Below are 14,399 nucleotides of genomic sequence, written 5' to 3' on the forward strand. Positions count from 1 at the left end.
ATATTAATCTGAATTTTAATAAATTGGTTTAAATTATTATTTATATTTGAATTATAATTTTGGATTTATATCCAAATAAAAAATGAAAACCATTTAAATTTATACAAATGAAAAAGATAATAGCATGTATAGCAATCGCATTTCTAACTGTGAATCTTAGTGCGCAAGAAAGTAAAACCGCTACAAAAGAAAAAGCAAAAAAAGAATCCTGTTGTGCTAAAAAAGATTCTAAATCAAAAGCGATGAGTGCTGATGAAATAGAAAAATGCCAAGCAAAATGTAAGGCTGAAGGAAAAAAGTGTGATGCATCAGCAAAAGCAAGTGGTAAAAAATGTTAGCCTAAACAATATAAATTTTAATTTCCTATAAAAAAACGCCTCTAAATTTAGAGGCGTTTTTTCTATTTTTAGAAACAACTACGTGCTTTTATTTGGCTCTTACACTCCATTCAAAATCCATTTCAGACACTTGAACTCCTTTTTCATCTGTTCCAATAGACTTCATCCAGAAGGTTTGTCCTTCTCCGGTTGCAATTGTTTTTTCAATTGCTTCTTCAATTAAATGACCATCTATACAGGTAAAAGTGATTCTACCAGTTGCTTTTTTGGTAAAATTACCTTTATTGTTAGCAACAAGCATCGATATTTTCCTACCGCTTTTTTGGATTTGAAACATCACCAAAGCTCCTGTAGAAAGCTCAGCAGCCATTGCTTGCACTGCAAAATACATGGAATTAAACGGATTTTGATTAATCCAGCGGTGTTTTACTGATACCACACATTTGTTTTCATCAATCTCTTTTACACGTACACCACAGATAAATGCCGACGGTAATTTAAATAAGAGAAATTTATTAAGTTTTGACGCTGTAAGTTTCATATATAGCTAGGTTTTTTGCTAAAATACAAAAAAATACTATGCGTACATATTAAATTAATTTGTTAATTTTATGTTAATATTTGGTACTATGCGAAACAAGATACTGTCTTTTAGACATATATTTGCATAAGAAATTACTATATACTTTTAATCATGGAAACAACTACCGAAAAAAACACCGCAACATTTACTCATTTGAGTGCATTAACTCAATATTTTATTCCTTTTGGAAATTATATTTTTCCAATAATACTTTGGACTTCAAAAAAAGAAAGTTCAGAATTTGTGGATCACCACGGAAAACAAGTACTTAATTTTCAGTTAAGTTTATTATTGTATTCTTTAGTGTTGATACTAATTGCAGTTCCAACATTTTTAATTACACTGTTTAAAAATGTTCCTTTCGAAGCTGTAGTAAATGATCACGATTTTGTTTTTAGAAATTTTAACTTTGAAGGAAACATCGGAATGTTAACAGTAGGTTTAGTTGCTGTTTTAATTTTTGGACTTTTAAAAGTGGCTGAATTCTTTTTAATCATTTATGCTTCCATCAAAACATCAAATGGTGAAAAATACAAATATCCAATAACGATTCCGTTTATTAAGTAGGAGAAATAAAATGGATTAAAAGCGAACAAACGTAATAAATAAAGCGAACTAAACAGCAAGAAACAATTGCTTCATTCCTCGCAAAAACAAATCAATCATCAATCAAAAAATGAACCGTTTAATCAACACAAAATCAAAAAAAAGAAATTATGAACATTGAAAACACAAAAGCCCAGATGCGTAAAGGTGTTCTCGAGTTTTGCATCTTATCCGTATTAAAAGAAAAAGATGCATACACATCGGAAATATTGGACACATTAAAAAACGCAAAATTATTAGTTGTAGAGGGAACTATTTACCCGCTGCTAACCCGATTGAAAAATGATGGATTGCTCAACTATCGTTGGGAAGAATCCACATCAGGACCACCAAGAAAATATTATGGTCTAACAGAAATAGGACAAACATTTTTAAAAGAACTTAGTGGCACATGGACTGAATTATCCGATGCCGTAAACCTTATAACCAACCAAAAACAATAGTCATGAACAAAACTGTAAATATAAATCTAGGCGGAATGTTCTTTCATATAGATGAAGATGCATACCAAAAATTAACACGATATTTTGATGCCATAAAACGATCTTTATCTAATTCATCTGGACATGATGAAATCATAAAAGATATCGAAATGCGTGTTTCAGAATTATTGAATGAGAAACAAATAAGCGACAAACATGTCGTGGGTTTAAAAGATGTAGATGAGGTTATTGCCGTAATGGGACAACCAGAAGATTACATCATTGAAGATGAGTTGAAAGGTTCTCAAACCTTTAGTGACAGTTCAAACAGAAGAACAAAAAAATTATACCGTGATAAAGAAAAAGGTATGATTGGCGGTGTTGCAGCTGGATTAGGTCATTATTTTGGAATTGATGCCGTATGGATTAGAATCGTTCTAATCCTATTAGTCTTTGCTGGATTTGGAACTGGAATTTTGGCTTATATCATTCTTTGGATTGTAACTCCTGAAGCCGTAACCACATCAGAAAAACTTGAAATGACTGGAGAACCGGTAAATATTTCGAATATCGAAAAAAAAGTACGTGAAGAGTTTGAAAGCGTTTCTGGTAAAATAAAAAATGTAGATTACGACAAATATGGCAATCAAATAAAAACGGGTGCCGGGAAAATAGGAAGCTCTTTTGGTGATTTTATCATGACTGTTTTCAAGATTTTTGCAAAGTTTTTGGGTGTAATTTTAATCATCACAGGAATTGCAACATTAGTTTCTTTACTAATTGCTGTTTTCACTTTAGGTTCTTCAGATTTTATTGATGTGCCATGGCAGAGTTTCATTGAAGCAGGAAATTTCACGGATTACCCAATATGGTCTTTTGGATTGTTAATGTTCTTTGCAGTTGGAATTCCGTTCTTTTTCTTGACACTTTTAGGTTTCAAATTATTGTCACCAAGCATGAAATCAATTGGAAATATTGCTAAATACACATTATTGGCACTTTGGATTATTGCCATAGCGATATTAATTTCAATAGGAATAAAACAAGCGTCAGAAGTGGCTTACGAAGGAAAAACAGTTCAGAAAGAAACGATTAATGTATTGCCAAATGACACTTTGTTTGTAAAATTCAGATACAATGAGTATTACACTAAAGACATTGACGACAGAGAAAGCTTCAAGTTTGTTCAGGATTCAGCTAACACTCAATTAATTTATTCCAATAATGTAAGTTTAGAAATTTTACGTACAGATGAGAAATTACCTTTCATTCAAATTGAAAAAATAGCTAGAGGAAAATCATTTCAAGATGCAAAACAAAGAGCTGAAAAAATAAAATACGCTATCAAAATTGAAGGAAATCAGTTGATTCTAGACAATTATTTATTGACAGAAGTAGCTAATAAATTCCGTGACCAGGAAGTGGAAATATTTTTATACGTACCAGAAGGAATTCTATTGAAACCAGATACTTCAGTACAAAATTTTGACAGATCTGACGATTCATTCTTCAACTTGCACTACAGTTCAGACAATTACATTTACAAAGTAGAAAATTCTCAAATAAAATGTTTAAATTGTCCTGCTGATGAAAATGAATATAATGATGTTGATGTAAATGAAAATGGTGATAATGTAGAAGTAAATATTACTGGAAAAGTAACAGAAAATGACAGTATTACAACTACTACTGTAAAAGTAAACGGAGAAACGGTTACAGTAAATGAAGCTGGAACCAAAAAAGGCTTATCAGTAAGCAAAAACGGTGTAATCATTAAAAATTAAAGCTATGTTAAAAATCATCACATTAATTACAAAATTTATTCTGGTTGCCTTAACTGCATTACTATTCGCATCGTGTAACCATTCCATTAATTTAAATTCAATTGAAGGAAGCGGAAATGTCACCACCGAAAGAAGAAATGTGGAAGGTGATTTCAAAAGCATAGAAGTTAGTAATGCCATCGATCTTGTCATTGAACAATCAGACGTAACCGAAATAGTAGTTGAGGCTGATGATAATTTGCAGAAGCACATCTTTACCAAAGTTGAAAATGGCACACTCGTTATTTATTGCGATAAAAATTCTTTTATCAATACGAAATCTAAAAAAGTAACCGTAAAAATGCCTGTTATCGAACAATTAGAAGCCAATAGCAGCGCATCCATCACAAGTACAAATACTATCAAAGGAGAAAATATTACACTAAACACATCTAGTGCAGGAACTATTGACCTGAATATAGAAGCAGATGATATTACTTGTGATTCAAGCAGTGGAAGCAGCATCACCATTAATGGAATGGGATTAAAAATGAAAGCTAATGCATCAAGTGGAAGCGGAATTGACGCCAAAAACTTATTAGCAAATGAAGTTAATGCTGAAGCTTCCAGTGGAGCTACCATCAACATTCATCCAATTGTCAGTTTAGACGCCGAAGCCTCTAGCGGAGGAAGTATAAGCTATAATAAAGTTCCGAAATCAATTCGAAAAGAAACCAATTCCGGAGGAAGTGTTCATCAAGAACAATAAAATCATTTTACTAAAAATCAAAAAATCATCCATCACAAGTGGATGATTTTTTTATATTTGTGTAGACTCTAATCCAAATGACTATGAAAAAATATACTGCTATACTCCTGCTCCTTTTATCAACTACATTGTTATTTGCACAGAAAAAGGAAAAAATAAAAGGCTCAAAAACAGTAACTGTGGAACAAAGGAAAGTTGGGGATTTTGAGTCGCTTACTGTTGAAGACAATCTCGAAGTATACTTGGAAAGAGGCGAGCGAACAGAACTAAAAATTGAAGCCGACGAAAATTTACACGATATTATTTCTTTGGATTTAAGTGATAATCTATTGCGCATTTATACCACAAAACAAGCCAGCAATTATAAGAAACTGATTGTTAGAGTAACCTATACCAATGATTTGAATATGGTTACGTCAAAAAATGAAACGACTGTAAATGCAATTCAGGAAATTTTAGTGAATGACCTCACACTTAAAGCACACGATGCATCCAAACTATTTTTGAATGTGAATGCCAAAAACTTCGTATTACAATCTGATGATAAATCAAAAACAGAACTCAATTTAAAATCAGAAAATACTACCATTGAATTAAGTAAAAACGCCTCTCTAAAAGCCTTAGTCACCACTACAGATTTGAAAGTGGATATGTATCAAAAATCAGATGCTACTATCGAAGGGGACGCAGCGAATGCCATCATTCGGTTGGATAATAACTCGAGCTTGACAGGAAATAAATTAACTATAAAAAATGTTGACGTAACCACAGAAAGTTATTCCAATTGTAGTGTTAATGCGGTAACAACCGTTATTATAGACGCTGCTAATAAATCAGAAATCCAACTTGTGGGTGCTCCAAAAATTGAAATCAGAAAATTTGCTGATGAAGCTAAATTGATAAAAAAGTTGAAATAGAAATCCTCTAACCAACAAAAAGTCCCACTTGCTAAGGCAAATGGGACTTTTTTTATATTGAAATTTTATTACTGGTATTATTCTTTAGAAGCCAAATATCTTTCGGCATCAAGAGCGGCCATACAACCAGTTCCAGCTGCAGTTATCGCTTGACGATACACATGATCCGCAGCATCACCCGCTACAAAAACGCCTTCAACATTAGTTTTTGAGGTTCCAGGAGTATTGATAATATATCCCGTTTCGTCTAATGTTATATAATCTTTGAAAATATCAGTATTTGGTTTGTGACCAATAGCCACGAAGAAACCAGTTGCAGGAATATCAAAAACTTCATTTGTTGTTTTATTCAAAGCCTTAACCCCAGTAACCACTTGCTCATCTCCTAATACTTCAACAGTATCGTGATTCATTAATATGGTAATGTTCTCTGTTTTGCGAACGCGTTCTTCCATGATTTTAGAAGCTCTGAATTTTTCGCTACGCACTAACATGGTTACTTTTTTACAAAGTTTTGATAAATAGTGTGCTTCTTCACAAGCTGAATCTCCTGCTCCTACAATTACTACTTCTTGATTTCTATAGAAAAAACCGTCACAAACTGCACAAGCCGAAACTCCACCACCCATTTTCAAATAGTGTTGTTCTGATGGCATCCCTAAATATTTAGCTGATGCTCCAGTAGAAATAATTACTGTTTCGCAATGCAATTCTATGGTGTCATTGATCCAAACTTTATGAACATCTCCTGAGAAATCAACTTTAGTTGCCCAACCATCACGTACATCAGTACCAAAACGTTGTGCTTGTGCTTGCAATCCTACCATCATTTCGGGACCTGTAATTCCTTCAGGATTACCAGGCCAATTTTCTACTTCATTAGTAGTTGTCAGTTGACCACCAGGTTGCATTCCTTGGTATAAAACAGGGTTCATATTTGCTCTGGCGGCATATATTGCTGCAGTATAACCTGCTGGACCAGAACCTATAATAAGACATTTAATTTTTTCGATTGTATCAGACATAGTAAGGTATATTATAATTTTTTAACAGCACAAAAATAAGTCATAATTACTGTATTATCGAACCTGAATAATCAGTTTTTGTTATTATACAATAAAAAAATCCCTTCTGTAGAGACAGAAAGGATTTTTAGTCGGGGTGGCAGGATTCGAACCTGCGGCCTCCTGCTCCCAAAGCAGGCGCGATAACCGAGCTACGCTACACCCCGAAAGCGGGTGCAAATATAGTACTATTTTTGGCTTATGCAAAACTATTTCAGAAATAAGGACTAAATTTATTTGGTTCGAAAATTAGTCTGAAAATCTAAAATAAATTTGTTTTTCCACAGCATTATTCAGCTACAACTGCCCTAGCCCAGATGGCAGTGAAAAGCTTCGACGAGCTTCTCCCGATTTTTTCTTGGCAGAAAAGAGCGACCAAAGAAAGCTCCTTTTATGGCTTTAGAAAAAACCGGGAGTAGCTCAAGTCCCGAACTATCGGGATTGAAGCGAACAGCTGGAATAGCTCCTGTAAAATGAAATCTGTTTTGAAAATGGGAATTGTCAAATAGCGACTAATCAAGCTTTAACAAATGTTAACAAAATAGATTTTTAGAAACCATAAATAATTGTATTTTTACGGTTCAAAATTTAGAAAAATAAATGGGCAAAATCATCGCGATTGCTAATCAAAAAGGTGGAGTTGGAAAGACGACAACGTCAGTTAATCTTGCTGCTTCACTGGGTGTTTTAGAAAAAAAAGTATTACTTATTGATGCTGATCCACAGGCAAATGCCTCTTCAGGATTGGGAATTGATGTTGAATCTGTTGAGATAGGTACGTATCAAATTCTGGAACATAGTCATACGCCAAAAGAGGCCATTATAAAATGTTCTGCTCCAAATGTGGACGTAATTCCATCTCATATTGACCTTGTTGCTATTGAAATCGAATTAGTCGATAAAGAAAACAGGGAATATATGCTTAAAAAAGCATTGGAAAGCATCAAGGACGAGTACGATTATATCATCATCGATTGTGCGCCATCTCTTGGTTTGCTTACGTTGAATGCTTTGACTGCTGCTGACTCTGTGATTATTCCTATTCAATGTGAGTATTTTGCACTGGAAGGTTTAGGAAAATTATTGAATACGATAAAAAGCATCCAAAAAATTCACAATCCGGATTTAGACATCGAAGGGTTATTATTGACCATGTTTGACTCGAGATTGCGTTTATCAAACCAAGTGGTTGAAGAGGTTCAAAAACATTTCAACGACATGGTTTTTGATACCATTATTCAAAGAAATGTAAAACTGAGCGAAGCACCAAGCTTTGGAGAAAGTATAATAAACTACGATGCAACAAGCAAAGGAGCTACCAATTACTTACATCTTGCTCAAGAAGTTATAAAGAAAAACAGTAAATAGTTTTATGGCAAAAGCAATAAAAAAACAAGCCTTAGGAAGAGGATTATCTGCGTTATTGAAAGATCCGGAAAACGATATAAAATCCGTTGACGATAAAAATGCCGATAAAGTTGTAGGAAATATTATTGAGCTTGAAATTGAAGCAATTGAAATAAATCCGTTTCAGCCAAGAAGTAATTTCAATGAGGAATCATTGAGAGAATTAGCGACTTCTATTAAAGAATTAGGTGTTATTCAACCTATTACCGTACGTAAATTAGACTTCAATAAATACCAATTGATTTCGGGTGAGCGTCGTCTTCGTGCGTCGACTCTTGTGGGATTGAAAACAGTTCCTGCTTACATTCGTATTGCAAATGACAACGAATCATTGGTTATGGCATTGGTGGAAAACATCCAGCGTCATGATTTAGATCCAATTGAGATTGCACTTTCGTACCAACGTTTGATTGATGAAATTCAATTGACTCAGGAACAAATGAGTGAGCGTGTAGGAAAAAAACGTTCTACTATCGCTAATTATTTGAGACTTTTAAAACTGGATCCGATTATCCAAACCGGAATTCGTGATGGTTTTATCAGTATGGGTCATGGTCGTGCAATAATCAATATTGAAGACCAAGACATTCAAGCCGATATTTATCAAAAAATCGTGAGCCAAAATTTATCGGTTCGTGATACAGAAACTTTGGTAAAAAACTATCAGGAAAGTTTAAAACCAAAACCTGCCGGTAAACCAAAAACAGCCTCATTTGAAATTGCAGATACTCACAAAAGCGCTTTTACAAATTATTTTGGAACCAAAGTCGATGTGAAAGTAGCCGGAAACGGCAAAGGAAAAATCACTATTCCATTTCATTCTGAAGAAGATTTCAACAGAATCATTAAACTAATAAACGAGTAGTGCATAAAATCATTTTCATAGGTCTATTCCTTTTTATTGCAGGAAACACTACTGTTTTTGCCCAAACGAAAACAGAAGCAGTGCTTGTCGCAAAAGATACTTTGAAATCAAATGACATTGATCCGTTGACTCCTGCAAAAGCAGCTTTCTTTTCAGCAATTTTACCGGGTTTAGGTCAGGCTTACAATAAAAAATACTGGAAAATACCGCTCGTTTACGGAGCTTTAGGAACCAGTGTTTATTTTTACATTGACAACAACAGGAAATACCATCAATACAGAGATGCTTACAAAAGCAGATTAGAAGGATACACTACAGATGATTTGGCTTTCTTAGATAACAATCGATTGATTGCCGGACAAAAATTTTATCAACGAAATCGAGATTTATCAGCTTTGGTAACTTTGGCATTCTATGCATTAAACATCATAGATGCTAATGTCGATGCCGCTTTAATACAATTCAATGTGGATGAAAACTTATCAGTAAGACCAGTTCTTTATCCAAATGATGTAACATTAAAGACTAATGTAGGACTAACATTTAATTATAATTTTTAGATCGAAACATAGATTACTCGATTCATCTTTAAATTTTAATTTATAAATATAAAAAACAAATGAAAATTGCGCTTTTAGGATACGGGAAAATGGGTCAGGTAATTGAAAGAATTGCACTGGAAAGAGGACATGAAATCGTTTTGAAAAAAGATGAAAACAATACTTTTGATGGTCTTTCAAATGCTGATGTGGCTATTGATTTCAGTGTTCCAACAGCAGCAGTCAGTAATATCTCCAGTTGCTTCCATGCTAATGTCCCTGTAATTTCAGGAACAACTGGCTGGTTAGAACATTATGATGAAATGGCAGCACTTTGCACAGCAAAAAACGGTGGTTTTATCTCCAGTTCTAACTTTAGTTTAGGTGTAAATATTTTCTTTGAACTCAATGAATATTTGGCAAAAATCATGTCAAAATTTGACAGTTACTCAGTTGACATGGAAGAAATTCATCATACCCAGAAACTAGATGCGCCAAGTGGCACAGCAATTTCATTAGCCAAAGGAGTAATTGAAAACAGTTCATATACCAATTGGACATTGGAAAAACCAGAAACCAATCAAATTCATATCGAAGCAAAAAGAATAGGAACTGTTCCGGGAACACACACGGTGACTTACAATTCTATTGTTGATGCTATCGAAATAAAACACACGGCACACAATCGTGAAGGTTTTGCTCTAGGTGCTGTAATTGCTGCAGAATGGATTGTAGGGAAACAAGGAATTTTCACAATGAAGGATGTTTTAAATTTAAAATAAATGCTATCCAGTTTATGATTACTCATTTGGCAATCATAAGCTCTAAACCTTAAACAAAAAATTATGTCAGTATATCAATGGTTTATATTTTTTCTGCTTGTACAAATAGTTCACTTTTTAGGAACCTGGAAACTATATGAAAGTGCAGGAAGGAAACGTTGGGAAGCCGCTATTCCAGTATACAATGCTATTGTTTTGATGAAAATAATAGGACGACCTACTTGGTGGACCATTTTACTTTTCATTCCAATTATCAATTTGATTATGTTTCCAGTAATCTGGGTAGAAACATTGAGAAGTTTTGGAAAACGATCTGGATTAGATACTTTTTTAGGAATTGTAACTCTTGGTTTTTACATCTATTATGTCAATTATACCCAAAAATTAAATTACATAGCTGACAGAAGTTTAAGTCCCGAAAACAAAGCTGCTGATACCGTTAGCTCATTGCTTTTTGCAGTTATAGTAGCTACTTTGGTTCACACCTATTTAATTCAACCGTACACGATTCCTACCTCTTCATTGGAAAAATCCTTATTGGTAGGTGACTTTTTATTTGTGAGTAAAATGAATTATGGAGCAAGAATCCCAATGACAACTGTAGCGTTGCCAATGGTTCACGATTCGATACCTTTACTTCAAAAAAAATCATACTTAACTTGGCCACAATTACCTTATTTAAGATTGCCGGGAATTCAAAACATAAACAGAACGGACATCGTTGTATTTAACTGGCCGGTTGATACCGTTTACAGGTTTTTTGACACTTCAAATAGACGTGCTTTAAAACCGATAGACAAGAAATCGAATTACGTAAAAAGATGTGTTGGAATCCCTGGAGATAACTTGTCTATAAAAGACGGCATGATTTACATTGATGGCAAACTATTGGAATTGCCAGAAAGAGCAAAACCACAATTCTCCTATAAAGTAGCATTAGACGGAAAAACGCCAATCGATTTTGAGCATTTACTTAAAGAGATGGACGTAACTGACCCTGTAATGGTTACTGATGAAACACGAAGAGACACATTAATCTTTAGTGCTTTGACAGCTGCGGGAGCAGAAAGATTGAAAAACGTACCTGGTGTAACTGCTGTAATCAGACAAATATCTAGAGATGTAGATCAAGCAAATAATGGAAAAGGTGTTTTTCCGCACATCAATAAATGGAACAGTGATAATTACGGTCCAATCTATGTTCCAGAAAAAGGAAAAACTGTCGCTTTAACAACCGAATCATTGCCATTTTATAAAACCATAATTACTGATTATGAAACAAATGAAAATGGAGATAAAAACGACCTTAAAGTAACAGGAAACGAAATAAGAATAAACGGAAAAGTAGTTAAAGATTACACTTTTCAACAAAATTATTACTGGATGATGGGTGATAACCGTCACAACTCTGAAGACAGCCGCTACTGGGGATTTGTTCCTGAAAATCACATTGTAGGGAAACCTATTTTTATCTGGTTAAGTTGGGATACTAACGGTAAAGGGTTGAATAAAATACGTTGGGACAGGGTTTTTACAACTGTTAGCGGAGAAGGACAACCTCAATCTTATTTTAAATATTTCCTATTCGCTTTAGCCGCATTTTTTATTGGAGATTATTTTTGGAAGAAAAGAAAAGAGGCAAAAAATTAGTCAAAAGTTTCAAGGTCTAAAGTCATAAAGTTGCTATTTAATCCAGCTTTATGACTTTCGACTTTATGACTTTAAAAACTTTAGACAATATGAACATTCTCATCCATCCTACCTATTTCCCATCGATTAGCCATTTTGCAGCGATGATACAATCGGAAAATATTACCTTTGAAGTAGAAGATAATTTTCAGAAACAAACCAATCGCAACCGCGCTTATATTTATAGTCCAAACGGAATTCAGCTATTGAATATTCCTGTAAAACATTCTAAAGAAAGTCATCAAAAAACAAAAGATATCAAAATTGAAACCGATTTTGATTGGCAAAAACAACATTTCAAATCATTAGAAGCTGGATACCGAAGTTCTCCTTTTTTTGAGTTTTTCGAAGATGATATCAGACCCATTTTCGAGAAAAAATACACCTTTTTATTGGATCTAAATTTTGAGATTTTTGACATTCTATCAAAATGTTTCCGTCTGAAACTGGATTACACGACCACAACAGAATACTTTCACGAAGTGGATACAACTACAATTACAGATTTCAGGAGTTTGGTAAACGGAAAAAAAGACCTTTCTGTATTCGAAAGTTACACACAAGTTTTTGATGATAAACATGGTTTTATCAACAATCTTAGTGTACTGGATTTGCTGTTTAATGAGGGGAAATATGCCATGGATTATTTAAAAAAACAAGAATTGATTCTAAAATAAAATTCCAAATTAGATTTTATTCCAAAGACAATCTTGCCATAATAGGAAAGTGATCTGAGTTAATAAATTTTGGGAAATTCTCAAATTTCTTTACTTTCATTTTTTCGTCAGCAAAAATATAATCAATTCTGGCGGGATAATACCTGAATTTATAGGTCTCTCCAAAACCTTTTCCAGCTTCTTCAAAGCTATCTTTCAATTTTCCTTTAATGCTTCGGTACACATAAGAAAAAGCGCTATTATTCATATCTCCGCAAATGATAATTGGATACGTACATTTCATTTTATGCTCCTTAAAAATTTCCGCTTGCTGTTGTTGTTGCTTGAATGCTTTACTGATTCTAATAAATAACATTTGTGATTTCTGCTGATTAATCGCATCTATATTTTCATCAATTTCATTGACATCGGGAGAAATTTTGATGGACTGTATGTGCATATTGTAAACCCTGATAATGTCTTTTCCTTTTTTTACATCCGCAAAAACTACGTTATTACTGGAATTTGGAAAAACAATATTTCCTTGGTCAATAATCGGGAATTTAGAAAAAATCGCCTGTCCGGTTTTAATTTGGTTTCCATCAGTGAAAATATATCGGTGCGGATACACTTTCAAATCTATGTTAGCAGAAGATGAGTATTCCTGAAGACACAATATATCTGGGTTTTTATCATTAATGAAGGTAAGAATATCCGAAGGAACATCGTCTCTGTCAATCCATTTAAAAACATTAAACAGACGAACATTATAACTCATTACGGTAAAATCTTTTTCTTCTATTGGAAATTCAGGAGAAGAGAATTTATAAAATTTATTTATAAAAGTAATCCCTATCAATAAAACCAAACCCGAAACTATCAATTGCTTTTTGAATTGTATGGCCCAATACACAAAAAACAAGCCATTCAGGATAAAAAAAAGCGGCATGAAAAGTGTCAAAACGGACAGAAGAGGGAAAGATTTTGGTGCCAAAAAGGGCAAAACATAGGCTATAAAAGTCACAATAGTAAGGACTATATTCAAAAAAAACATTCCTTTATTAAACCATGAAAGATTTTTCATTTTCTATATTTTTTATTAAGACAATAGCTAAAATCTCATTGATACTTATTTCCCAACTTTGAATAAGAATTCTTTTTCTTCTTTTGTCAAGCTATCATAACCTGACTGACTGATTTTATCTAAAATTTCATCTATCTGTTGTTGCGATTTATCTTTAGTAACTATTTTTGAAACGCTTTTTTCCAAAGGCTTACTGTAATTTTTATGCACTTTCTTGAATGGTGTTGCCGTATTTTTTTTGAACAAATTTGCAAAAAAATCTATAATACGAGTAACAACAGTACTTAAATCGGTTCCATTTTGAAGCAATTTAATAAAAATAAAACCAAAAAAAGCTCCAGAAAGATGAGAAATATGCCCACCCATATTTTCTGAACGCAATTGCATTAAATCAACAATAACAATTACGGCGGTTATATGCCACAACTTGACATTCCCAATAATCAACAAACGAAGATCCATCAAAGGATGATACGTAGTTGTAGCAACCAAAATAGCCATAATAGCAGCAGAGGCACCTACAATTGGAGCATTAATATTTAAGACATAGAATACCAAAATATAACTAAATCCAGCAAAAATGGCACTCAATACATACAAACCCAGCAATTGCTTAGACGTAAAATACGTCATAAATAGTCTGCCAGCAAAGTTCAAAACAATCATATTAAAAATAATATGCATGATTCCGCTGTGAAAAAAAGCATACGAAAGCAACGACCAAGGTTTCCAAAGCAAATGTGCCGGATTAGAAGATAAACTCACATAATGAATATAATCAATATTGACACCCAACAAAGATAAAAGTGCAAAAAGCAACCACGGAAGAACAAACAAAGCGGCATTCCAAAAAATTAGTCTGGTGACTATTCCTCCTATCTTGTATTGTAATTTCAGGTCGTCAATAATATTCAT

Annotated in this window: 16 protein-coding genes and 1 tRNA gene; 12 read left to right on the top strand and 5 right to left on the bottom strand. The window is 33.4% G+C overall.

Annotated features, from left to right (window positions below; genetic code table 11):
• Positions 1-107 precede the first annotated feature (107 nt).
• Positions 108-338, top strand: a complete 231-nt coding sequence (locus tag CLV00_RS00025; RefSeq protein ID WP_099713264.1) for a hypothetical protein — start codon at positions 108-110, stop codon at positions 336-338.
• An 88-nt stretch (positions 339-426) separates the two neighbouring features.
• Here the strand turns inward: CLV00_RS00025 and CLV00_RS00030 are convergent, their stop codons facing one another.
• Positions 427-879, bottom strand: a complete 453-nt coding sequence (locus tag CLV00_RS00030; RefSeq protein ID WP_099713265.1) for a DUF4442 domain-containing protein — start codon at positions 877-879, stop codon at positions 427-429.
• 153 nt (positions 880-1,032) lie between these two features.
• Between CLV00_RS00030 and CLV00_RS00035 the strand changes: the two genes are divergently transcribed.
• The 5 genes from CLV00_RS00035 (at position 1,033) to CLV00_RS00055 (ending at position 5,398) form a co-directional block, all read left to right on the top strand.
• Positions 1,033-1,488, top strand: a complete 456-nt coding sequence (locus CLV00_RS00035) for a DUF4870 domain-containing protein (protein ID WP_099713266.1) — start codon at positions 1,033-1,035, stop codon at positions 1,486-1,488.
• Positions 1,489-1,637: 149 nt separating this feature from the next.
• Positions 1,638-1,970, top strand: a complete 333-nt coding sequence (locus CLV00_RS00040; protein WP_099713267.1) for a PadR family transcriptional regulator — start codon at positions 1,638-1,640, stop codon at positions 1,968-1,970.
• 2 nt (positions 1,971-1,972) lie between these two features.
• Entirely contained in the window at positions 1,973-3,733 is a 1,761-nt protein-coding gene (locus CLV00_RS00045) for a PspC domain-containing protein (RefSeq protein ID WP_099713268.1), read from the top strand.
• Between the two features lie 4 nt (positions 3,734-3,737).
• A complete protein-coding gene (locus CLV00_RS00050) occupies positions 3,738-4,481 on the top strand; it encodes a head GIN domain-containing protein (protein ID WP_099713269.1) in 744 nt (247 codons plus the stop codon).
• A gap of 83 nt (positions 4,482-4,564) precedes the next feature.
• Positions 4,565-5,398 carry a GIN domain-containing protein gene (locus CLV00_RS00055; RefSeq protein ID WP_099713270.1) on the top strand — a complete coding sequence of 278 codons (834 nt, stop codon included), beginning with the start codon at positions 4,565-4,567 and terminating at the stop codon, positions 5,396-5,398.
• Positions 5,399-5,475: 77 nt separating this feature from the next.
• Here the strand turns inward: CLV00_RS00055 and trxB are convergent, their stop codons facing one another.
• Together trxB and CLV00_RS00065 are read right to left on the bottom strand one after the other, a co-directional pair.
• On the bottom strand, positions 5,476-6,423 hold the full coding sequence (trxB, locus tag CLV00_RS00060; protein ID WP_099713271.1) for a thioredoxin-disulfide reductase: 948 nt from the start codon (positions 6,421-6,423) through the stop codon (positions 5,476-5,478).
• A gap of 131 nt (positions 6,424-6,554) precedes the next feature.
• A tRNA-Pro gene (locus tag CLV00_RS00065) sits at positions 6,555-6,629 on the bottom strand.
• 433 nt (positions 6,630-7,062) lie between these two features.
• Here CLV00_RS00065 and CLV00_RS00070 point away from each other — a divergent pair.
• The 6 genes from CLV00_RS00070 (at position 7,063) to CLV00_RS00095 (ending at position 12,421) form a co-directional block, all read left to right on the top strand.
• On the top strand, positions 7,063-7,830 hold the full coding sequence (locus CLV00_RS00070) for a ParA family protein (RefSeq protein ID WP_035667779.1): 768 nt from the start codon (positions 7,063-7,065) through the stop codon (positions 7,828-7,830).
• Between the two features lie 4 nt (positions 7,831-7,834).
• A complete protein-coding gene (locus tag CLV00_RS00075; RefSeq protein ID WP_099713272.1) occupies positions 7,835-8,734 on the top strand; it encodes a ParB/RepB/Spo0J family partition protein in 900 nt (299 codons plus the stop codon).
• A complete protein-coding gene (locus CLV00_RS00080) occupies positions 8,734-9,294 on the top strand; it encodes a DUF5683 domain-containing protein (RefSeq protein WP_099713273.1) in 561 nt (186 codons plus the stop codon). Before CLV00_RS00075 ends, CLV00_RS00080 begins: the two co-directional genes overlap by 1 nt.
• A gap of 59 nt (positions 9,295-9,353) precedes the next feature.
• Positions 9,354-10,055, top strand: coding sequence for a 4-hydroxy-tetrahydrodipicolinate reductase (gene dapB, locus CLV00_RS00085; RefSeq protein ID WP_099713274.1), 702 nt, complete (start codon positions 9,354-9,356; stop codon positions 10,053-10,055).
• Positions 10,056-10,118: 63 nt separating this feature from the next.
• Entirely contained in the window at positions 10,119-11,705 is a 1,587-nt protein-coding gene (gene lepB / locus CLV00_RS00090) for a signal peptidase I (protein WP_099713275.1), read from the top strand.
• A gap of 89 nt (positions 11,706-11,794) precedes the next feature.
• Entirely contained in the window at positions 11,795-12,421 is a 627-nt protein-coding gene (locus tag CLV00_RS00095) for a WbqC family protein (protein ID WP_099716159.1), read from the top strand.
• Between the two features lie 16 nt (positions 12,422-12,437).
• On the opposite strand, the gene CLV00_RS00100 is transcribed toward CLV00_RS00095, so the two are convergent.
• Complete coding sequence (locus CLV00_RS00100) at positions 12,438-13,484, bottom strand: endonuclease/exonuclease/phosphatase family protein (RefSeq protein ID WP_099713276.1); 1,047 nt, start codon at positions 13,482-13,484, stop codon at positions 12,438-12,440.
• A gap of 45 nt (positions 13,485-13,529) precedes the next feature.
• Positions 13,530-14,399, bottom strand: coding sequence for a rhomboid family intramembrane serine protease (locus tag CLV00_RS00105; protein ID WP_099713277.1), 870 nt, complete (start codon positions 14,397-14,399; stop codon positions 13,530-13,532).

It is taken from the genome of Flavobacterium sp. 11 (assembly GCF_002754315.1).
Lineage (GTDB): Bacteria > Bacteroidota > Bacteroidia > Flavobacteriales > Flavobacteriaceae > Flavobacterium > Flavobacterium algoritolerans.